General features: G+C 61.0%; 16 protein-coding genes. 2 read left to right on the plus strand and 14 right to left on the minus strand.

Going from position 1 to position 19652, the window contains the following annotated elements; all coding sequences use genetic code 11:
- The first annotated feature begins 300 nt into the window (after positions 1 to 300).
- Positions 301 to 471 (plus strand): hypothetical protein, encoded by a 171-nt coding sequence (locus PDMSB3_RS19815; RefSeq protein ID WP_165187250.1) that lies wholly within the window; start codon positions 301 to 303, stop codon positions 469 to 471.
- Between the two features lie 374 nt (positions 472 to 845).
- Here the strand turns inward: PDMSB3_RS19815 and PDMSB3_RS19820 are convergent, their stop codons facing one another.
- The 3 genes from PDMSB3_RS19820 to hemE all read right to left on the minus strand — a co-directional run bounded on the left by PDMSB3_RS19820 (position 846) and on the right by hemE (position 6249).
- Positions 846 to 2267 carry a YeiH family protein gene (locus PDMSB3_RS19820; protein WP_035518468.1) on the minus strand — a complete coding sequence of 474 codons (1422 nt, stop codon included), beginning with the start codon at positions 2265 to 2267 and terminating at the stop codon, positions 846 to 848.
- Positions 2268 to 2437: 170 nt separating this feature from the next.
- On the minus strand, positions 2438 to 4684 hold the full coding sequence (locus PDMSB3_RS19825) for a primosomal protein N' (RefSeq protein WP_165187252.1): 2247 nt from the start codon (positions 4682 to 4684) through the stop codon (positions 2438 to 2440).
- Between the two features lie 464 nt (positions 4685 to 5148).
- Positions 5149 to 6249 carry a uroporphyrinogen decarboxylase gene (gene hemE / locus PDMSB3_RS19830; protein WP_007180023.1) on the minus strand — a complete coding sequence of 367 codons (1101 nt, stop codon included), beginning with the start codon at positions 6247 to 6249 and terminating at the stop codon, positions 5149 to 5151.
- A gap of 217 nt (positions 6250 to 6466) precedes the next feature.
- Here hemE and PDMSB3_RS19835 point away from each other — a divergent pair, with 217 nt between their 5' ends.
- A complete protein-coding gene (locus PDMSB3_RS19835) occupies positions 6467 to 7261 on the plus strand; it encodes a transporter substrate-binding domain-containing protein (protein WP_007180024.1) in 795 nt (264 codons plus the stop codon).
- A gap of 880 nt (positions 7262 to 8141) precedes the next feature.
- Here the strand turns inward: PDMSB3_RS19835 and PDMSB3_RS19840 are convergent.
- The 11 genes from PDMSB3_RS19840 to PDMSB3_RS19890 all read right to left on the minus strand — a co-directional run bounded on the left by PDMSB3_RS19840 (position 8142) and on the right by PDMSB3_RS19890 (position 19650).
- Positions 8142 to 9872, minus strand: a complete 1731-nt coding sequence (locus PDMSB3_RS19840) for an AMP-binding protein (RefSeq protein WP_007180026.1) — start codon at positions 9870 to 9872, stop codon at positions 8142 to 8144.
- Positions 9873 to 10103: 231 nt separating this feature from the next.
- Positions 10104 to 10529: a F0F1 ATP synthase subunit epsilon gene (locus PDMSB3_RS19845; protein WP_007180027.1), complete on the minus strand. Its 426-nt coding sequence runs from the start codon at positions 10527 to 10529 to the stop codon at positions 10104 to 10106.
- A 158-nt stretch (positions 10530 to 10687) separates the two neighbouring features.
- Positions 10688 to 12082 (minus strand): F0F1 ATP synthase subunit beta, encoded by a 1395-nt coding sequence (atpD, locus tag PDMSB3_RS19850; RefSeq protein ID WP_007180028.1) that lies wholly within the window; start codon positions 12080 to 12082, stop codon positions 10688 to 10690.
- Between the two features lie 100 nt (positions 12083 to 12182).
- The gene (atpG, locus tag PDMSB3_RS19855; protein WP_007180029.1) at positions 12183 to 13067 is read right to left on the minus strand and encodes a F0F1 ATP synthase subunit gamma; all 885 of its coding nucleotides are present in this window, start codon (positions 13065 to 13067) and stop codon (positions 12183 to 12185) included.
- 188 nt (positions 13068 to 13255) lie between these two features.
- Entirely contained in the window at positions 13256 to 14797 is a 1542-nt protein-coding gene (gene atpA / locus PDMSB3_RS19860) for a F0F1 ATP synthase subunit alpha (RefSeq protein WP_007180030.1), read from the minus strand.
- A 58-nt stretch (positions 14798 to 14855) separates the two neighbouring features.
- Positions 14856 to 15395, minus strand: coding sequence for a F0F1 ATP synthase subunit delta (locus PDMSB3_RS19865; protein WP_007180031.1), 540 nt, complete (start codon positions 15393 to 15395; stop codon positions 14856 to 14858).
- A gap of 2 nt (positions 15396 to 15397) precedes the next feature.
- Positions 15398 to 15868 carry a F0F1 ATP synthase subunit B gene (locus PDMSB3_RS19870; RefSeq protein WP_007180032.1) on the minus strand — a complete coding sequence of 157 codons (471 nt, stop codon included), beginning with the start codon at positions 15866 to 15868 and terminating at the stop codon, positions 15398 to 15400.
- A 138-nt stretch (positions 15869 to 16006) separates the two neighbouring features.
- On the minus strand, positions 16007 to 16276 hold the full coding sequence (atpE, locus tag PDMSB3_RS19875; RefSeq protein WP_007180033.1) for a F0F1 ATP synthase subunit C: 270 nt from the start codon (positions 16274 to 16276) through the stop codon (positions 16007 to 16009).
- An 83-nt stretch (positions 16277 to 16359) separates the two neighbouring features.
- Complete coding sequence (atpB, locus tag PDMSB3_RS19880) at positions 16360 to 17211, minus strand: F0F1 ATP synthase subunit A (RefSeq protein ID WP_011490292.1); 852 nt, start codon at positions 17209 to 17211, stop codon at positions 16360 to 16362.
- A gap of 177 nt (positions 17212 to 17388) precedes the next feature.
- Positions 17389 to 17934, minus strand: a complete 546-nt coding sequence (locus PDMSB3_RS19885) for an ATP synthase subunit I (RefSeq protein WP_165187255.1) — start codon at positions 17932 to 17934, stop codon at positions 17389 to 17391.
- Between the two features lie 828 nt (positions 17935 to 18762).
- Positions 18763 to 19650 (minus strand): ParB/RepB/Spo0J family partition protein, encoded by an 888-nt coding sequence (locus PDMSB3_RS19890; RefSeq protein ID WP_007180036.1) that lies wholly within the window; start codon positions 19648 to 19650, stop codon positions 18763 to 18765.
- Positions 19651 to 19652: the final 2 nt, after the last annotated feature.

Raw genomic sequence — 19652 nt, forward strand, 5'->3', positions numbered from 1 at the left:
ATACCAGACGAATGCGCTGGCAAAAGACTAAAAGTTGGGCGAATCGTACGCTTCCCAATAAAAAGGTGCAACCACGTCAGATGCATGGTTGCACCCTACCTGGAGCCCTGTGCGACGGGGGTTTGCGCGCTGTCGCGGTGCGCGTTGGGACGGCGGTTACGATTAGTACTTTCCCTGGCGTGATTCTTTTTGCTTTTACCCTTATCAGAACGGGTTGGCGCGCCGTTATACGGAACATAGCGCGCGCGGCCTCCCTGGCACGCACAAAAAGAACGGTACGGGGTTTTGAGGACAGGCGAAATGGAAAAATGGCTGGTGGTATTGGGCATCTGGGCAATGTGCGCGACTTGCGCGGTGCTGTTCATCCGCGGCGCGACGAGCGGCCCCGGCCGGCGCGAGCCCGTCAAGGAACGCACACCTGCAGCGTCGCGCGCATCGGCGGGCGACGCGCGGACTGCTTTGAACGATTGAATAATGGTGTCCGGCGTGTCGTGCCGGAGTTAGCGAGGCCAGTCTCTGGCTGACACGCTCCGGTTGACCCAGCAGCGGGAAAACACGCGCGACGCCCGGCCCGAAGCCGCGGCGACGCACGGGTAGACGTCAGTGCCGAAGGATCGGCTCGAACTGCGGGCAGGCGTCGCCCGGCGAAACGAGCTGGTCGTGCACCCGGCAAAGCCGGCTGTCCGCCACGCTCGCGCCAAATGCCGAACCGAATACCGCGAGGCCAGGAATGCTCTGCTCCAACGAATCCCGACTCTCAGCGCGATACCGGCAGCCTGCGCAGCACGGCGCGCACGCTGCGTCGCGTGCGTCCGCCGTGTTGGCGATGCGGAATGCGCCGCTCGTCACGAACCCTGCCCCAAGCTATTCCAGTACGGTGCGAACACGTGCGCGGACAGCGCGTAGCCGATGGCGATATTGACCACCACGCCCACCGTAAATGCAAGGAACGGCTTCAGGCCGGTGGCGGTCAGCGAGCGCAGGCGCGTGGTCAGCCCAATGCTGAGGAAACAGAACGTGAACGCCCACGTGCGCAACGCGGTGATCGGGGCGACGAATTCGGGCGTCACGACCTTGCGGTAATCGGCCAGCGAATAGTGGCTGGCGATCCACGTCACCAGCGCCGACGCGATCACGAAGCCGATCACGAACTTCGGAAAGCGCGCCCAGATCTCGCCGGCGTTGGGTTTTGCCGTGACGCCGCTGTCTTGCGATTCCCAGCGGGTCGTCGCGACGATCGCCAGCACGAACGCCCAGATGCCGATCCAGATATCGCGGCCGACCACTTTCATCAGCGTGAACGCCTGCAGCGACGCCTCCGGCGCCCCCGCAATCGCGCTGCCGGCGTGTTTCGCGAAGTCGCCATAAGCTTGCGCGGCCGCGATCCCGGCGGCGTCGGCGAATTCCGAGGTGCCGATCCATGCGCCGGCGACTGCGGTCGACAGTCCGAGCGAGCGGGACGCGAACGGCAGCACGAAGATCATCACGATCGCCCACAGCACGACCAGCGTAATCGCCACCGAAGCCTGTTCGCGCCTCGCCCGTACCGCGCCGGCAATCGCGATCGCCGCCGAGACGCCGCACACCGCGCCGCCGACACCGAGCACAGCGGCAAAGCGCCGGTCGAGGCCGAACGCCTTGGCGGCAAAAAAGATCACGAAGAATGTGACAAGCGAAACGATGGTCGCCTGCCCGACCGCTACGGGGCCAGCCCACACCAGCAGCGTGAACGGTAACGTCGCGCCGAGCAGCACGATACCGACCTTGATGTAGAACTCGACGCGCAAGCCCGCCGAAAACCATTCGGGCAACGTGAACACGTTCGAGATCAGCAGACCGAGCGCCAGCGCGACGAGCGGCGGTTCGAGGTTGTACTTCGACGCATTGACCCACGCGCCCAGCGTGAAAATCAGCGCCGAAGCGATGAACAGGATCAGGAACGACCCGAGGAAAGCACCGACCCGTTGCTTGAGCGCAGCGAGGCTCACGCCGAACAGCAACGCGAACACGATGAACAGCGCGGCATAGTTCGGCAGATGCTTGCCGGCGTCCTGCGCAGCCTGCCCTACACCCGACCATCTGGCCGGCGCCACCGCCAGCCACTTGATGCTGCTGCCCGACGCGAACAGCGCCCACGCTATCACGATCACCAGCAGGCCGACCCACACCGCCCACCAGTCTTCAGTCGAAAAAAGTCCGCCGCCGTGCGTGCTTTGCCGTTTGGCCGGTGCGGCGCCCGTCGGCAGCGTTTGATTGGTATCGCTCATCGCCATGCCCCGAAAGAGTTGAGGTACATCGGCGTCGGAATGTTGGAGTTTTGCCCGAATGTGCGCCGGTTCGGCGAAATATAGGCGAGCGGCGTCGCAAAACGAAACGACCATTCGCTCTATGAATATGACTCAAAGAAGTAACGGCTTCGCCGCTCTGGCGACGTGCCTCAGATGTCGAGCGGATCGACTTCCAGATTCCAGCGCAGCACGCCCTTCATGCCGCGCAGCAGCGGCTGCCAGGCACGCAAAGTTGCGTGCAACGCGCCGCGCGATGCGCTCTCGATCAGCAACTGGGCGCGGTGCACGTGCATCACCTTGACGATGGTGAGCGGCACTGCGTCGTAGACGGTCACGCGTTCGGCGGCGGGAATGCCGGTCAGGCTGGCCGCCGCCTGCTGCAGAAACGCGAGCGCGGCCTCGAGCGTGCGGCCTTCGGCCCGCAACAAGGCCTGATAGACGAACGGCGGCAAGTGCGCATCGCGCCGCTCGGCCAGCGTGGAGTTGGCGAAGCCGACATAGTCGTGGCGTGCCAGCGCGTGGTAGAGCGCGTGGCGCGGATAGCGCGTTTGCACCAGCACTTCGCCGGGCAAGCCCGCGCGGCCTGCCCGGCCGCTTACTTGCATCAACTGGGCGAAAAGCCGTTCGCTGGCGCGGAAGTCGTGGGAAAAGAGCGCGGTGTCGGCGTTCAGCACGCCGACCAGCGACACGCGCTGGAAGTCGTGGCCCTTGGCGATCATCTGCGTGCCGACGAGGATGTCGACCTCGCCCGCGTGGACGTCGGAAAACAGCGCCTGTGCGCTGCCCTTGCGGCGCGTGCTGTCGGCGTCGATACGCAATACCCGCGCGCCGGGCACCGCGCTCGCCAGCGTTTCTTCGACGCGTTGCGTGCCGCGCCCCATCGGCGCGATGTCGACGTTGCCGCACTCCGGGCACGAGCGCGGAATGCGTGCTTCCCACCCGCAGTGGTGGCAGCGGAGCGCGCGCTCGGGCTTATGCAGCACCACGTAGGCGCTGCAACGCGGACAACCGGCGACCCAGCCGCAGGCGTCGCAGGCAAGCTGCGGCGCGTAACCGCGGCGGTTCAGGAACACGAGGCTTTGCTCGCCGCGGTCGAGCCGCGCCTTCAGCGCGGCGATCAACGGCCCCGACAACCCCTCCACCGACGCCCGGCCGCGGCGCCGCTCTTCTTCCAGATCGATCAGTCTGACGGTGGGCAATACGGCGTCGGCGACCGCCCGGCGCGACAGGGTGAGCCGCTTGTAGCGCCCCTGATCGGCTTGCCACCAGCTTTCCAGCGACGGCGTGGCCGAGCCGAGCACAACCGGCAATCCGAGCTGCTTGGCGCGGTAGATCGCCAGATCGCGCGCCGAATAGCGCAAGCCTTCCTGCTGCTTGTAGGCGGGATCGTGCTCCTCGTCGACGACGATGATCGCGAGCTTGGGCAGCGAGGCGAGCACCGCCAGCCGGGTGCCGAGTACGATGCGAGCCTGCCCTGTGTGAGCGGCGAACCAGCTGCGGGCGCGCTCGCCTTCCGCGAGACCGCTGTGCAGCGTGACGATCGACGTGCCTTCGAGCGCGGCGAAGCGCGCGCGAAAAGCCGCTTCGAACTGCGGCGTCAGATTGATTTCAGGCACGAGGACAAGCGCCTGAGCGTCGGGCCTGGCGGCCAGGATCTCCGCGAGTGCCCGCAGATAGACCTCTGTCTTGCCGCTGCCCGTCACGCCGTGCAGCAGAAATGGCGCAAAACCGTCGGCGTCGCGAATGGCTTCGACAGCCGTCGCCTGCTCGTCGGTGAGCATGGGCAGCGTGGGCGAGGGCGCGCTGGGTGGCACCGGAGCGGTAAGCTCGGCGGCAGCTTCGATGAGGTCCAGCGCTACCCAGCCTTCCGCCTGCCATGCATCGAGCGTCGTGATCGCTTTGGGGTGCAGCGCGCGAACCTCGGCGGCCAGCAGAAACTCGGTCTCGGCCAATGCCTGCGCCAGCTTGCGCAACGCGCTCGCCCGAGCCGGCAGTGCGTCGGGGAGGGCCGTTTTGCCTGTAGGCGTCAGACTGTAGCGCTCTTGCGGCGCAAACAGCCGTGACCAGCGCGAGGCGTCGCGCAGCGCTTGCGGCAAAGCCGGCAACGCCACTTCGCCGAGGCCGCGTTGATAGTAATCCGCTGCGAAAGCGGCCAACCTCAACCATTCCGACGATAGCGGCGGACACGCAGTGCACACGCTATCAATAGCGCGAAGGCGGTCAGGCGGCACGTCGCTGTGAGCGGTCACTTCGCAGATAAGTCCAACCACATGGCGCTTACCAAACGGCACGCTGACCAGCATGCCCGGCACCACCCGCTCAGGTGTGTCGCACCGATAGTCGAACAAGGTCGGAAGCGGATGATCCAGCGCGACGCGGACGAAGACGTCACTCACGCGTCAGCGGAAATCAGAACGACGCGCGCGACGCGACGCCGCTTCATGGTGTCCGCCGAGCAGACGGCAGGCCACTCGAAGTTAAAGTAAAACTTCAATTTCGGCGCTAAGTTTTGGATTCCGCTGAACAATTGCAATCGGCCCGCGTGCCTGTGGATAACTTTGTTGAGAACTTTGCCCGGAAGGCCGGGGAACCGCGTCGCAGCGGCCTTCTGTGGGATTCCGCACATTCTGCACCGCCTCCCTCAAACCCTTGCCAGACAAGGCTTAGATCAAATGCGCCTGCAATGTGCAAGGGCCGGGATGCGACTAAAGCTTCTACCGCGCCGCAGCGTGATGAATGTGCATAAGTCAAGTCTTGACTTTCTCAGGACCGCCATCTGACGGCCCGTTGACTGCATATTTTCCCTTAGACCGAGAGCCCAGTTCGCTGCGTCGCAACAAAAATGGTAACGATTACGGCCTCATGCCGGTGCATGTGCGCCACTGCGAATTGCCCGGCTATGACGATGCACTTCGTCCACGAGTTCGGCGACGTGTTCCGGCGGCGTGAACTGCGAAATGCCGTGGCCGAGGTTGAACACATGGCCGGGATGGTTGCCGAAACTGTCCAGTACGGCGCGCGCTTCCATCCGGATCGCAGCCGGCGGGGCAAACAGGACCGATGGATCGATATTGCCTTGCAGCGCCACCTTGCCGCCCACGCGTTCCCGAGCCTTGCTCAGGTTCACGGTCCAGTCGAGACCGACCGCATCCACGCCGGTTTCGGCGATCTCGTCGAGCCACAGGCCGCCGCCCTTGGTGAAGGTGACCACCGGCACTTTTTCGCCGTCATGATCGCGCTTCAGCTGACTCACCACCTGCTGGATGTAGTGCAACGAAAAGCGTTGATAGACGCCGTCCGCCAGCGCCCCGCCCCACGTGTCGAAAATCATCACGGCTTGCGCGCCGGCTTCGATCTGCGCGTTCAGGTAAGCGGCAACCGCGCGCGCGTTGACGTCGAGAATGCGATGCATGAGGTCCGGACGCGCATACAACATTGACTTGACCGTGCGGAAGTCCGCCGAACCGCCGCCTTCAACCATGTAGCACGCGAGCGTCCACGGACTGCCCGAAAAACCGATCAGCGGCACGCGCTGGCGGCCCTGCGCATCGGTGAGCGCGGTGCGAATTTCGCGCACGGCGTCAGTCACGTAGCGCAGCGTGGCGTCGATGTCCGGCACCGCGAGGCGCGCGACGTCGTCTTCCGTACGCACCGGCCGCGCGAATTTTGGGCCCTCCCCGGTCACGAACTCCAGGCCCAGACCCATTGCGTCGGGCACGGTCAGGATGTCGGAGAACAGGATCGCGGCGTCGAGCGGATAGCGCTCTAGCGGTTGCAGCGTGACCTCCGTTGCGAACGCCGGGCTTTTTGCCAGACCCAGGAAACTGCCCGCGCGACCGCGCGTGGCGTTGTATTCCGGCAGGTAGCGGCCAGCTTGCCGCATCAGCCAGATCGGCGTGTAGTCGGTCGGCTGGCGCAGCAGCGCGCGCAGGAAAGTATCGTTCAGGAGTTTATGGGCCACGTTGCGTACGACTGAGGGCAAAGGGGCATTTTACCGGACCGGACTCGCTGCATCGTGCCAGATGCGACCAATAACTGCTGCGCGCCTCGCTCAAGGCGGCTTTTTCGTGGATTGGCAGCCGTCTCCCACCTGGCTGAACGGCCAATGTTCAAGCCCGGATTGCCGAGCTATCATCCAGCAGACTTACCACACAATTACATACAACCAAGGAGACTCGATGAACAAGGCGACACTCGCGCTGCTCGGCGCGCTGACCGGTGTTTTGATGCATATAGGCGCGGCTTGGGCCCAGAGCACCGCTGCGGCGGCGCCCTCGCGGCTCGATGAAATCATCGCGCGCGGCACGTTGCGCGCCTGCACGACCGGCGACTACAAACCGTACTCGTTCTACAAGGCGGACGGCCAGTTCGAAGGCATTGATATCGACATGACGGAGTCGCTCGCCAAGTCGCTCGGCGTCAAGACAGAGTACGTCAAGACGACGTGGTCGAACCTGATGAATGACTTCGTCGCCAGATGCGACGTCGGCGTAGGCGGCGTATCGCCGACCCTCGAACGGCAGAAACGCGCGTTTTTCACGCAGGCGTATATGGTCGACGGCAAAACGCCGATCGTTCGATGCGACGACGTCAGCAAATACCAGACGGTGGCGCAGATCGACCAGCCCGCAACACGGGTAATCGTCAATCCGGGCGGCACCAACGAGCGGTTCGCGAAGCAATACTTTCCGCACGCCAACCTGACCGTGTATCCCGACAACGTGACCGTTTTCAAGCAGATTCTTGCCGGCAAGGCCGACGTCATGGTGACGGACGCGTCGGAAACGTTGCTACAACAAAAGCTGAATCCGGGTCTTTGCTCGGTGCATCCGGACAAGCCTTTCCAGTACGGAGAAAAGGCCTGGCTGCTGCCGCGTGGCGACGTGGCGCTCCAGGAGTACGTCGACCAATGGCTGCACCTCGCGCGTGCGACCGGCGAGTATCAAGCCATTTCGGACAAATGGCTGAAATAGCATGGTGGTTTTTTTTTGGCCGCCCCAGTTTCCGTTCTCTCTGGCAGACGGGGCGGTCGGCAAAACGCCAAGAAATTTCGCTCACGCGCCGAATCATGTAACGGCACGAGGTGCGTCCAGGTAAGAACAGATCAATGATGCCGCGCTGAGCGTCGGGGAACGCGCCCTTTTTCTTGGCCGTTGCCCATACGGCGAATATTGCTGCGCAACCCGGCGGCCACGTTTGAACCGTTGAAATTTATTGAGCGCGGCCGAATACGTGTAACGCGGGCGATTCGTCACCCAAACGATGACCATGCAACCATTTCATGCGGAATCGACTTAATGGATGACGTCGCAATATGCGTCGCGAATAGCATCAATCATGCGTATGAAATTGCGGGGCAGTCATCGGTAAATATTACGTTTCAAACGATCCTTTTTGGCAATATATCCTGCAGCGCCTTATCTGGCGGGCGTTACAACCTGAAACACTTTGTTACCGCGCCCATGGGTTAATTCGCCCACAATGCCCTCAACGGTTTCAACACGGATGTGGCTGGGTGCGTGGTGTGAGCGGATACGATGCACTTGCCGGTCGGCGTATGCCGAAGCCCTGTGAAGGGGCATCCCTGCTGGGGCCGTAGTCGGCGCAGGGTCGCCGTCTCAGTCGGTTCCTTCTTTGGTCTCCTCGCGCTAACCCCGTAGCGTGTGGTTTTTAGCGGGCTCCAGGCCCGCTTTTTTTTCGTCCAGCCAAACGTTTGCGCGATGCGGTAACGCGCCTTTTGTAGTAAGTTAGCCGCTTTTCACAACTTACGCGCAGCAAACGGCTTGGTTCCTGTTCTTCAATGGCAGGTCCGCCGCGCAATAAACCCGCGTGTGGACCTGCTATCGAACATCATCACGCCGTCTTATCTTCCCGCAGCTTCAATTCGCTGATCATCCGCTCGCGCATAATGAACTTCTGCACCTTGCCGGTCACCGTCATGGGCAGTTCGTCGACAAAACGGATGTACTTCGGCACCTTGTAGTGCGCAATCTGGCCTTGGCAGAACTGCTGGATCTCTTCAGCGCTCGCCTGCTCGCCCGAGCGCAATACGACCCACGCGCAAACCTCTTCACCGTATTTCGAGTCGGGCACGCCGAATACCTGCACGCTCTGGATTTTCGGGTGACGGAATAGAAACTCCTCGATTTCGCGCGGATAGATGTTCTCGCCGCCGCGAATCAGCATGTCTTTCAGACGTCCGACGATATTGCAATAGCCTTCGGCATCGAACGTCGCCAGATCGCCGGTGTGCATCCAACCGTCGACAATGCTTTCGCGTGTCTTCGCCTCATCGTCCCAATAGCCCTGCATCACCGAATAGCCGCGTGTACACAGTTCACCGGTTTCGCCCACTGGCACAATGTTGCCAAGGGGATCGACGATTTTCACCTCCAGATGCGGCTGGATGCGCCCGACCGTGGTTGTGCGCTTGTCGAGCGGATCGGTAGTCGAGCTCTGGAACGAGACCGGGCTGGTTTCCGTCATGCCGTAGGCGATGGTGATCTCGCCCAGATGCATCCTGGAGACGACCTTCTTCATGGTCTCGATCGGACATGGCGAGCCCGCCATGATGCCGGTGCGCAAGCGCGATAAGTCGTAGGTGGCGAAGTCCGGGTGATCGAGTTCGGCAATGAACATGGTCGGCACGCCGTGCAGCGCGGTGCACTGCTCTTCCGCGACTGCGGCCAAGGTTGCGGCCGGGTCGAATCCCTCACCTGGAAACACCATATTGGCGCCGACAGATACGCACGCTAGCACCGATAACACCATTCCAAAGCAGTGATACAACGGCACGGGAATGCACAAGCCGTCCTGCTCGGTTAGGCGCATCGCCATCGCGATGTAGCGCGCGTTGTTGACCACGTTGCGATGGGTCAGCGTCGCGCCCTTCGGGTTGCCTGTCGTGCCGCTTGTGAACTGGATGTTGATCGGATCGCGGCACGAGAGCGTGGCGCCGATGGCGTCGAGTTTCGGCACGTCCAGCGACGCGCGACCTTGCTCGATCACGTCGGAAAAGCTCAACATGCCTGGCGTTTCCGTATCGCACATGCGAATCACATAGCGCAATTCGGGCAGCCTCGACGCATGCAGTTCACCCGGCGCTTGCGCGGCCAGTTCAGGTGCAAGTTCCTGCAACATCTCAAGGTACATGGACGTCTTGAAACGCTCGGCGGCGATGATTGCCTTGCAACCGACCTTGTTCAGCGCGTATTCGAGTTCCGCAAGCCGATATGCCGGGTTGATATTGACCAGCACAGCGCCGATGCGCGCGGTCGCAAACTGGGTGAGCAACCATTCCACGCGATTCGGCGACCAGATGCCGACCCGGTCACCCTTCACGATGCCGAGCGCGAGCAGGCCGGCCGCCAACACGTCGACTTCTTCCGCAAACTCCTGCCATGTCCAGCGAATGCGTTGCTCGCGAAACACCACCGCTGGACGATCCGGAAAACGCTCGGCCGTATCGCGCAGAAACTGACCGACCGTCGCTTCGCTCAACGGGATGTCGGTCGGCCCACGGACGTACGACAGCCCGTCTTTGGGTTCGATGAGTGCACCTTCGCCTGACACGTGCGTTGCCATGGTGTTGTCTCCGTGAACTGAGCGGAAGCTCTTATTGAAATGAATTTGAAACCGATTGTGCCACCGGCATGTGTCGGCCAGGCATCAAGTCTTACCCGCAGCGCATTTCCAGACGTCGAGGTGTGGCGCCGATCGGCTTGAGAACACGATTCTGCTCACCTTTCCGTAAACGTCAAGTAAAGGTCAAAAAAAAGCAGCCGGAAAGGCTGCTTTCTCTCTGATACGTATTGCTTAGTGCTGGCCGCGCAGCTTACGCAGACGCTGGATCGCAGCGAGCTGAGCCGTCGCGTACGCCAGTTCCGCTTGCGCGGTTGCGTATTCGAGGTTCGAACCCGTGTTCTGCAGCGCTTCTTCCGCACGCTTGCGTGCATCCTCAGCCTTGGCTTCGTCGAGATCCTTACCGCGGATCGCGGTGTCGGCGAGTACCGTCACGGCGCCCGGCTGGATTTCGAGGATGCCGCCGGCGACGAAGACAAACTCTTCTTCACCGTTTTCAGCTTCGATGCGCACCGCACCCGGACGAATCCGCGTGATGAGCGGCGTGTGGCCCGGCAGAATGCCGAGTTCACCTGCTTCGCCCGGCAGCGCGACGAACTTCGCCTGGCCCGAGAAGATCTGCTCTTCCGCGCTGACGACGTCTACTTTAATGGTTGCCATATCGACTCCTGTGGCGAGCAGAGTTAGCGCTGTGACGCTGACTCTTGTCCCATGCAAGGCTGGATTGAGCGTAGTAAGAGGCGCCGGTTTTGCCCAATACCACCCCTTCCCGGGTAGTATTTCGGCGCGAGCGGCGCCCGCCTCGTTACACCCGACCTTTACTGGATCTTCTTGGCCTTTTCGAAGGCTTCGTCGATCGTGCCGACCATGTAGAACGCCTGTTCCGGCAGATGGTCGCACTCGCCTTCAACAATCATCTTGAAGCCACGAATCGTTTCCTTCAGCGGCACGTACTTGCCCGGCGAGCCCGTGAACACTTCAGCGACGTGGAACGGCTGCGACAGGAAACGCTGGATCTTACGAGCGCGCGCCACGGCGAGCTTGTCTTCCGGCGCCAGTTCGTCCATGCCCAGAATCGCGATAATGTCGCGCAGTTCCTTGTAGCGCTGCAGCGTTTGCTGCACGCCGCGCGTGATCGCGTAGTGCTCTTCACCGATCACGTTCGGATCGATCTGACGCGAGGTCGAATCGAGCGGGTCGACTGCCGGGTAGATACCCAGCGAAGCGATGTCACGCGACAACACGACGGTCGCGTCCAGGTGGCCGAAAGTCGTAGCCGGCGACGGGTCGGTCAAGTCATCCGCAGGGACGTACACGGCCTGAACCGACGTGATCGAACCGGTCTTGGTCGACGTAATACGCTCTTGCAGCTTACCCATTTCTTCAGCCAGCGTCGGCTGATAGCCCACTGCCGACGGCATACGGCCGAGCAGTGCCGACACTTCCGTGCCTGCCAGCGTGAAACGGTAGATGTTGTCCACGAAGAACAACACGTCGAGACCTTCGTCACGGAAGTGCTCAGCCATCGTCAGACCGGTCAGCGCGACGCGCAGACGGTTGCCCGGCGGCTCGTTCATCTGGCCGTATACCAGCGCGACCTTGTCGAGAACGTTCGAGTCCTTCATTTCGTGATAGAAGTCGTTCCCTTCACGGGTACGCTCGCCAACACCGGCGAACACGGAGTAACCACCGTGTTCCTTCGCGATGTTGTTGATCAGTTCCATCATGTTCACGGTCTTGCCCACGCCGGCGCCACCGAACAGGCCAACCTTACCGCCCTTCGCGAACGGGCAGATCAGGTCGATAACCTTGATGCCGGTTTCGAGCAGTTCCGTCGATGGCGACAGTTCGTCGAACGCCGGAGCCTTCTGGTGAATACCGCGAACCACGTCCGAGTTGATCGGGCCGGCTTCGTCGATCGGGCGACCTAGCACGTCCATGATCCGGCCGAGGGTCGGCTTGCCGACCGGCACGCTGATCGGCTTGCCGGTGTTCTTCACCGTCGTACCGCGGCGCAGACCGTCGGATGCACCCAGACAGATGGTGCGGACAACGCCGTCGCCCAGCTGCTGCTGGACTTCGAGCGTCAATTCCGAACCTTCGAGAATGAGCGCGTCGTAAATCTTCGGCATGTGGTCACGCGGGAATTCCACGTCGATCACCGCGCCGATGCACTGTACGATCTTGCCTTCTACCAAAGCAGTAGTACTCATCGCTTTTCCTTTAGATACTCAATTCTTCACTCGCGCAAAGGCGCAGTTTCGATGGGTGCGCCGCGAAGGCGCACACGAAGCGGCGTGCTGACCGTTAAGGTCAGACTGCCGCCGCGCCACCGACGATTTCCGACAGTTCTTTCGTGATCGCGGCCTGACGGCTCTTGTTGTACACGAGCTGCAGTTCGTTGATGACCGTCTTCGCGTTGTCCGAAGCGGCCTTCATTGCGACCATCCGTGCCGACTGCTCCGACGCCATGTTTTCCGCGACGGCCTGATAGACCAGCGCTTCGACATAACGCACCAGCAGTTCGTCCACCACTGCCTGCGCATCCGGCTCGTAGATATAGTCCCACTGCGTGCTCGGCGTCGCGCCGTCTTCTTCCTTGCGCTCGAACTGGTCTGCCGACAGCGGCAGCAGTTGCTCGATCACCGGCTCCTGCTTCATCGTATTGACGAAGCGCGTGTACGCCAGGTACACCGCCGAAACCTTGCCTTCCGAGTACAGGTCGAGCTGCACCTTCACCGCGCCGATCAGCTTTTCCAGATGCGGCGTATCGCCCAGATGCACGACATTCGACACCACCTTTGCGCGCAGACGGCTCAGGAAACCCAGGCCCTTGGTGCCGATCGCGGTTGCTTCGATCGTCTTGCCCTGGCCTTCCAGTTCCTTGAATTTCTGCAGCGACGCACGCAACACATTGGTGTTCATGCCGCCGCACAGACCTTTATCAGTCGTGACGAGGATGATGCCGGCCGTCTTCGCACCTTCGTTCGCCACCATGAACGGGTGACGATACTCCGGGTTCGCGCGGCTCATGTGTGCAGCGATATCGCGGACCTTGTCAGCATACGGGCGAGCAGCGCGCATGCGCTCCTGAGCGCGGCGCATCTTCGATGCGGCCACCATCTCCATCGCTTTCGTGATCTTGCGCGTGTTTTGCACGCTCTTGATCTTGCCGCGAATTTCCTTCATTCCAGCCATTGCTTGCTCCTTTGTCGGCCCGAGTTAGCGCTTTAGCGATTACTCGGGCCCCATGCAAAGCTTCGGCCCGAGTTAGCGCTTCCACCCTGACTCGGGTCCCATGCAAAGCGATCGAAGCAGCGCGGGTTCAGTTGCCTGCGGCCCGCGCCGCTTCAAGGTCCGTTTATGCCTTGCGGGTCACTCGCGGATCAATAAGCGCCGGACTTCTTGAAGTCTTTGAGAGCCGTATGCAGCAAGGCTTCGTCGTCCTTCGAGAGTTCCTTGGTGTCTTCGACGCGCTTGATCAGGTCAGCGTGCTTCGACTTCAGGTAATCGCGCAGGCCCTTTTCGAACGGCAGCACTTGCGCAACTTCCAGATCATCGAGGTAACCGTTGTTCGCTGCGAACAGCGCGACAGCCAGTTCCCACACTTGCAACGGCTGATATTGCGGCTGCTTCAGCAGTTCCGTCACGCGGCGGCCGCGTTCCAGCTGTTTGCGGGTTGCTTCGTCGAGGTCCGAGGCGAACTGCGCGAACGCAGCCAGCTCACGGTATTGCGCGAGGTCGGTACGGATACCGCCTGACAGCTTCTTCACAACCTTCGTCTGAGCGGCACCACCGACGCGCGACACCGACACGCCGGCGTTAATTGCCGGCCGGATACCTGCGTTGAAGAGGTCGGTTTCCAGGAAGATCTGGCCGTCGGTAATCGAGATCACGTTCGTCGGAACGAATGCGGTCACGTCGCCTGCTTGCGTTTCAATGACCGGCAGAGCCGTCAGCGAACCGCTCTTGCCCTTCACTTCACCGTTCGTGAACTTCTCGACGTACTCTTCCGAGACGCGAGCAGCACGTTCCAGGAGACGCGAGTGCAGATAGAACACGTCGCCCGGGTAAGCTTCGCGGCCCGGCGGACGGCGCAGCAGCAACGAGATCTGACGGTATGCCCAAGCTTGCTTGGTCAAGTCGTCATAAACGATCAGCGCGTCTTGACCGCGGTCGCGGAAGTACTCGCCCATCGTGCAACCAGCATACGGGGCCAGGTATTGCATGGCAGCCGATTCCGAAGCCGACGCGGCCACGACGATCGTGTATTCCAACGCGCCGGTTTCTTCCAGCTTGCGCACCACGTTCATGATCGACGAAGCCTTCTGGCCGATCGCGACGTAGATACAGAAGAGGTTCTTGCCCTTCTGGTTGATGATCGCGTCGACTGCGACTGCGGTCTTGCCGCACTGGCGGTCGCCAATGATCAGCTCACGCTGGCCACGGCCAACCGGCACCATCGCGTCGATCGACTTCAGACCGGTTTGGACCGGTTCCGAAACCGACTTACGCCAGATCACGCCCGGAGCAATCTTTTCGATTGCGTCGGTCTTCTTCGCGTTGATCGGGCCCTTGCCGTCGATCGGGTTGCCGAGTGCGTCGACCACGCGGCCGAGCAATTCCGGACCCACCGGCACTTCAAGAATGCGGCCCGTCGTCTTGACGATGTCGCCTTCCGAAATGTGTTCGTACTCACCCAGAATCACGGCGCCGACCGAGTCGCGCTCGAGGTTCAGTGCGAGACCGAAGGTGTTGCCCGGGAATTCGAGCATTTCGCCCTGCATCACTTCCGACAGGCCGTGAATACGCACGATACCGTCGGTCACGGAGATCACGGTGCCCTGGTTGCGAACGTCTGCGCTCGCTTCAAGGCCCTGGATCCGGCTCTTGATCAGCTCGCTGATCTCAGAGGGATTGAGTTGCATTATTCGCTCCTGATAGTCAATTCTGTTGCGTGCCAGCCGCTTCAGCGCGTTAGGCGCTTCAGGCCGTCAGAGCCGTCTGCATGCTGGCAAGCCGCGCGCGGACCGAGGTATCGAGCACTTCGTCGCCAACCGTCACGCGCACGCCGCCGATCAACGACGAGTCGACTTCGACCGTCGGCTTCAGCTTGCGTTTGAACTTGCGTTCGAGACTTGCGACGAGGTCGTTCAACTGCGCGCCTTCGAGCGGGAATGCGCTGACGATCAGCACATCGGCCGCCCCTTCGCGGGCGTTCTTCAACTCTTCGAACTGCACAGCGATTTCCGGCAGCAAGGGCAGGCGATGGTTGTCCACCAGCATTTGCACCAAATTCTTCGCTTGCGCGTTGTCCTTGAGCGGCGACTTGACCGCGGTGAGCAGCAGTTCGCTGACCTGGGCGCGGCTTACTTTCGGGCTCGAGGCGATCGACAGCACTTCGGGCAGACGCGCAACCTGTGCCAGCTCCTGCACGAGCGTGGACCAGGCGGCGATGTCACCAGCTTCGGCCACGCCAAACAGCGCTTCTGCGTACGGACGGGCGATGGTTGCAAGTTCGGCCATGATCAGAGCTCGGCTTTCAGTTGATTCAGCAGGTCAGCGTGAGCTGCCTGGTCGACTTCGCGCTTCAGGATCTGTTCAGCGCCCTTCACAGCGAGTGCGGCGACTTCGCCGCGCAGCGTTTCGCGCGCTTTCACGACTTGCTGTTCCGCGTCTGCCTTCGCTTGCGCGATGATGCGAGCGGCTTCAGCCTGTGCTTGAGCCTTGATTTCGTCAGCGACTGCCACAGCGCGCTTTTCTGCGTCAGCAACACGTTGCTGACCGTCGTTGCGTGCCTGAGCGAGTTCCTGGTCGACGCGCTTGTGAGCGGCTTCGAGTTCTGCCTTGCCCTTTTCAGCAGCCGACAAACCGTCAGCAATCTTCTTCGAGCGCTCGTCGAGGGCGTTGATCAGCGGCGGCCACACGAACTTCATCGTGAACCACGCGAGGATCAGGAACACGACCATTTGCGCAAACAGGGTTGCGTTGAGATTCACGGTGTTTCCTTAAACGTTGCTAGTTCGGAAAGTGAAACGGCAAGGCGCTCATCGATTCTGTATTCGATCAGCGCCCGAGTGCCCGTTCCGCCCTGCGCCCTCACTAGTTATAGCTCAGGCGCAAACTTCCGAGGAACCTCAGCCTGCCAGCTTCGACAGCAGCGGGTTCGCGAACGCAAACAGCATTGCCACACCAACGCCAATCAGGAACGCCGCATCGATCAGACCAGCCAGCAGGAACATCTTGGTTTGCAGCGGGTTCATCAGTTCAGGCTGACGTGCACATGCTTCGATGTACTTGCCGCCCATCAGGCCGATACCGATACAGGCGCCGATTGCACCCAGGCCGATGATGATGCCGATACCGATGGCGGTCAGACCCTGGATGTTGGCGATGAAAGCTTGCATGATCACTCCTTTGTGAAAAGTCTTTTAGAACTGGTTGGAACTGGGATTTAAAAAACTACTATTCTTTTTGCCGACGGCGCAGTTTAGTGCGTGTCGTGTGCCTGGCCGATGTACACCAGCGTCAGCATCATGAAAATGAACGCCTGCAGCAGAACGATCAGGATGTGGAAGATTGCCCACACGCTGCCGGCGATCACGTGGCCGATGAAGCCAAGCACCGTCGTGTCCGCGCCGAAGCTCCAGATGCTGCCGAGCAGGGCAATCAGCAGGAACAACAGTTCGCCCGCGTACATGTTGCCGAACAGCCGCATGCCGAGCGAGACCGTCTTCGCAACGAACTCGATGATGTTCAGTGCAAGGTTCGGGATCCACAGGAGCGGATGCGCGCCGAACGGAGCAGACAGCAGTTCATGCACGAAGCCGCCGGCGCCCTTGATCTTGAAGTTGTAGTAAATCATCAGCGCGAACACACCGAGGGCGATGCCGAGCGTGCCGTTCAGGTCGGCGGTCGGCACGATGCGGTGGTGCGGGATGACTTCGGACAAACCCAGCCAGCCAATCACGTGGCCCGGCAGGTCGACAGGGATAAAGTCGAGCGAGTTCATCAGCGCGACCCAGACGAACACGGTCAGCGCCAGCGGTGCGATAAAGGTACGCGAGCCGTGAATCATCGACTTCGATTGATCCTCGACCATTTCGACCAGCATTTCGATCGCGCATTGGAAACGACCCGGCACACCGGACGTTGCCTTGCGAGCAGCAAGATGCAGGATGAAGATCGTGGCCAGACCGCAAACGATCGACCAGAAAAGGGTGTCCAGATTCCACACGTGAATGTCGAAAATCGACGTCTGGTGCGCGGTGGAAAAGTTCTGCAAGTGGTGCGCGATGTACTCGGACGGATCCATTGCGCGCGTGCCTTCGCTAGCTGCCATATCGTTAAAGCCACCCAAATTGTCGAAAATCGTCTTTAGGCCGTTCCCGCTGCAATTCTGTATTACGGGAACACGCCGGGTGCGGACCGTGTCATATCCGCACACCTGTGCCGGCGCTGTGCGCCAGCCTGAATTCTTTGCTGCTACTTTTTTGCTGCCACTTTTGTTGCTGCTACCTTAGCGCCATGCCAAGGCAATCCAGTACGTCTTGAGCGCGATGAGGTAAGTCACGAGTAGCGGAACCCAGCGTACGTCGTGATACCAGAAGGCGATGGCCACAAACATCGCGATCGTTGTCCCCATTTTGAGCGCTTCGCCGATCATCCAGCTCATGACTGTTTCAGCGCCGCTCAGCGTTCTAAGTCGTGCCGCGAACAACGCGCCCGGCACCCAGCAGATCGCTCCCCCCAGGAACGCGGACAGCGCAGCAGCGCCCGGCGGCTTGTAAAACAGCCACCACACCAGCGTAGCACCCAGGGACAAGGCCATTTGCGCCGCCACGACCTTGAAAGGCGTAACGCGCGATGGACGACTCACATCAGGACCAAACAGCTTTTCAGCTTCAGTCCGCGTGAGCGGAACGATATTGTTATCTTGCTGCTCGACATCCCACGCTTCGTCAGGTGCCGCTTGCTGACCGGTGGACGCAACGGAAGCTTTGCGTTCAGCGCGGTGTTCGTCGTGCCCATTCTTCGGCGCTTGATTCGACGTTTTGACCGCCATCGCAGTGTTCCGAAAGTCTTGTTCCAGCCCGCGAGCTTACGCTGCGCTTACGGGGTTCCCGTGCAATTAAATCCGGGCGATTGTAAGCGATAGTTGCAGGCAATTCAAGACTTTAGGCCGTTCAATAACCAGCGTGAAAAGCCTCTTCACGATGCGGGAGCAACTGTCTGGCGAGGCGAAACACGTCAAATGTAAGGCTGTCGGGGTAAGCCAAAACATGCGATTTGAATCGCGTGAGTTCGCGTTCGTCGACAGGCTGTTTGAACGCCGCAGCAGACGTCTCGAAAATGCAACAAACGTCTATTTTTGCCTGCGCGAGTGGACATAACCGCCGGTGCCGGGTAAGCGGCGATCGGTACAGTCTGACCGGCAATCTCGCGCATGACGTCGACAAGGGGAGATAGCCGCAAAGGACATCGGTCGCGCCGAACGAGTTTGCTTGCGGGGGACGACCTTCGCCTTCACATTGCGCGTCAAGCCGCGTCCTGCTTTGTGAACTTATCGCTCAGACGCTGCGATCTGACTGCCTCGCAAGCTTGACGCGATTCAGACGGAAACGCATCCGTATCGCGACTTCGGTGTCGGAAAATGGATATATCAGCGATCCTGACTATGTGCGGCGAAATTTATTTAGGAATCCATCAAATGCCGATAACTGGTCAATTTCTGGATTCTCTAACGCCTGCGCTACATGCGTTTGCAGGCTCCTACTACGAAAGCAACGCCACAACACCTACCGCCCAATAGACCCACAGCGCGCCAGACAACTTGCGACCCGCATAAAGCCTCATCGCAAGCCTTGCACGCCGCTCGCATTCAACGCGCCAGTCAGGCAGTGGCGTTGCCGCGCAACCGCACCAAAATGCCTTCCAGTGCGTCCAGATCGCCGAAGTCGACCAGCACCTGCCCGCGCCCGCGTCGGCCGAGTTTGATCTTGACGGTTGCCGCCAACAAATCCGACAACTCTTCTTCGAGCCGTCGCGTATCGCGGCCACCGTCCGGATTCGCACGCGCCTTCACCGCTGGCACGGTCCTGGTTGTCGTCGTCACCAGTTTTTCGGTTTCGCGTACCGACATGCGTTTGTTGACGACCTGGTTGGCCAGCGTGATCTGCGTCGCGGCGTCGACTGCCAGCAGCGCGCGCGCATGCCCCATGTCGAGATCGCCGGCCAGCAGCATGGTCTGTACGGGCGACGCCAGATTGAGCAGGCGCAACAGATTCGATACCGCGCTGCGCGAACGGCCGACCGATTCCGCCGCCTGCTCGTGCGTGAAATTGAACTCGTCGAGCAAGCGCTGGATGCCTTGCGCTTCTTCCAGCGGATTCAGATCTTCGCGCTGAATGTTCTCGATCAGCGCCATCGCGGCGGCGGCCTGGTCCGGCACGTTCTTCACCAGCACCGGTACTTCGTCGAGGCCGGCAAGACGTGCCGCGCGAAAACGCCGCTCGCCGGCAATGATCTCGTACCTGTCCGCGGACACGGGACGCACGAGAATCGGCTGCATCAATCCCTGCGCACGAATGCTTGCCGCCAGTTCCTGCAACGCGCCCTCGTCCATACGCGTACGCGGCTGGTATTTGCCCGCCTGCAACTTGCTGAGCGGCAGCACATTCGGCGCACCCTCGATCGCCACCGCCTCGGTGATGTCGGCACTGCCGCCCAGCAATGCTTCCAGGCCGCGCCCCAACCCCTTCTTTCTCGCTACTGCGTTCATCG

The sequence above is a fragment of the Paraburkholderia dioscoreae genome, from assembly GCF_902459535.1.
In the GTDB taxonomy this organism is placed as follows: Bacteria; Pseudomonadota; Gammaproteobacteria; order Burkholderiales; family Burkholderiaceae; genus Paraburkholderia; species Paraburkholderia dioscoreae.

Bases quoted from the DNA above. Each gene is read 5' to 3' on its own strand.
- PDMSB3_RS19820 (WP_035518468.1), bottom strand. From the start codon at position 2,267: ATGAGCGATACCAATCAAACGCTGCCGACGGGCGCCGCACCGGCCAAA.
- PDMSB3_RS19840 (WP_007180026.1), bottom strand. From the start codon at position 9,872: ATGGCAACGCACGTGTCAGGCGAAGGTGCACTCATCGAACCCAAAGAC.
- PDMSB3_RS19835 (WP_007180024.1), top strand. From the start codon at position 6,467: ATGAACAAGGCGACACTCGCGCTGCTCGGCGCGCTGACCGGTGTTTTG.
- atpD (WP_007180028.1), bottom strand. From the start codon at position 12,082: ATGAGTACTACTGCTTTGGTAGAAGGCAAGATCGTACAGTGCATCGGC.
- PDMSB3_RS19885 (WP_165187255.1), bottom strand. From the start codon at position 17,934: ATGGCGGTCAAAACGTCGAATCAAGCGCCGAAGAATGGGCACGACGAA.
- atpB (WP_011490292.1), bottom strand. From the start codon at position 17,211: ATGGCAGCTAGCGAAGGCACGCGCGCAATGGATCCGTCCGAGTACATC.
- atpE (WP_007180033.1), bottom strand. From the start codon at position 16,276: ATGCAAGCTTTCATCGCCAACATCCAGGGTCTGACCGCCATCGGTATC.
- PDMSB3_RS19815 (WP_165187250.1), top strand. From the start codon at position 301: ATGGAAAAATGGCTGGTGGTATTGGGCATCTGGGCAATGTGCGCGACT.
- atpG (WP_007180029.1), bottom strand. From the start codon at position 13,067: ATGGCTGGAATGAAGGAAATTCGCGGCAAGATCAAGAGCGTGCAAAAC.
- atpA (WP_007180030.1), bottom strand. From the start codon at position 14,797: ATGCAACTCAATCCCTCTGAGATCAGCGAGCTGATCAAGAGCCGGATC.
- PDMSB3_RS19865 (WP_007180031.1), bottom strand. From the start codon at position 15,395: ATGGCCGAACTTGCAACCATCGCCCGTCCGTACGCAGAAGCGCTGTTT.
- PDMSB3_RS19845 (WP_007180027.1), bottom strand. From the start codon at position 10,529: ATGGCAACCATTAAAGTAGACGTCGTCAGCGCGGAAGAGCAGATCTTC.
- PDMSB3_RS19890 (WP_007180036.1), bottom strand. From the start codon at position 19,650: ATGAACGCAGTAGCGAGAAAGAAGGGGTTGGGGCGCGGCCTGGAAGCA.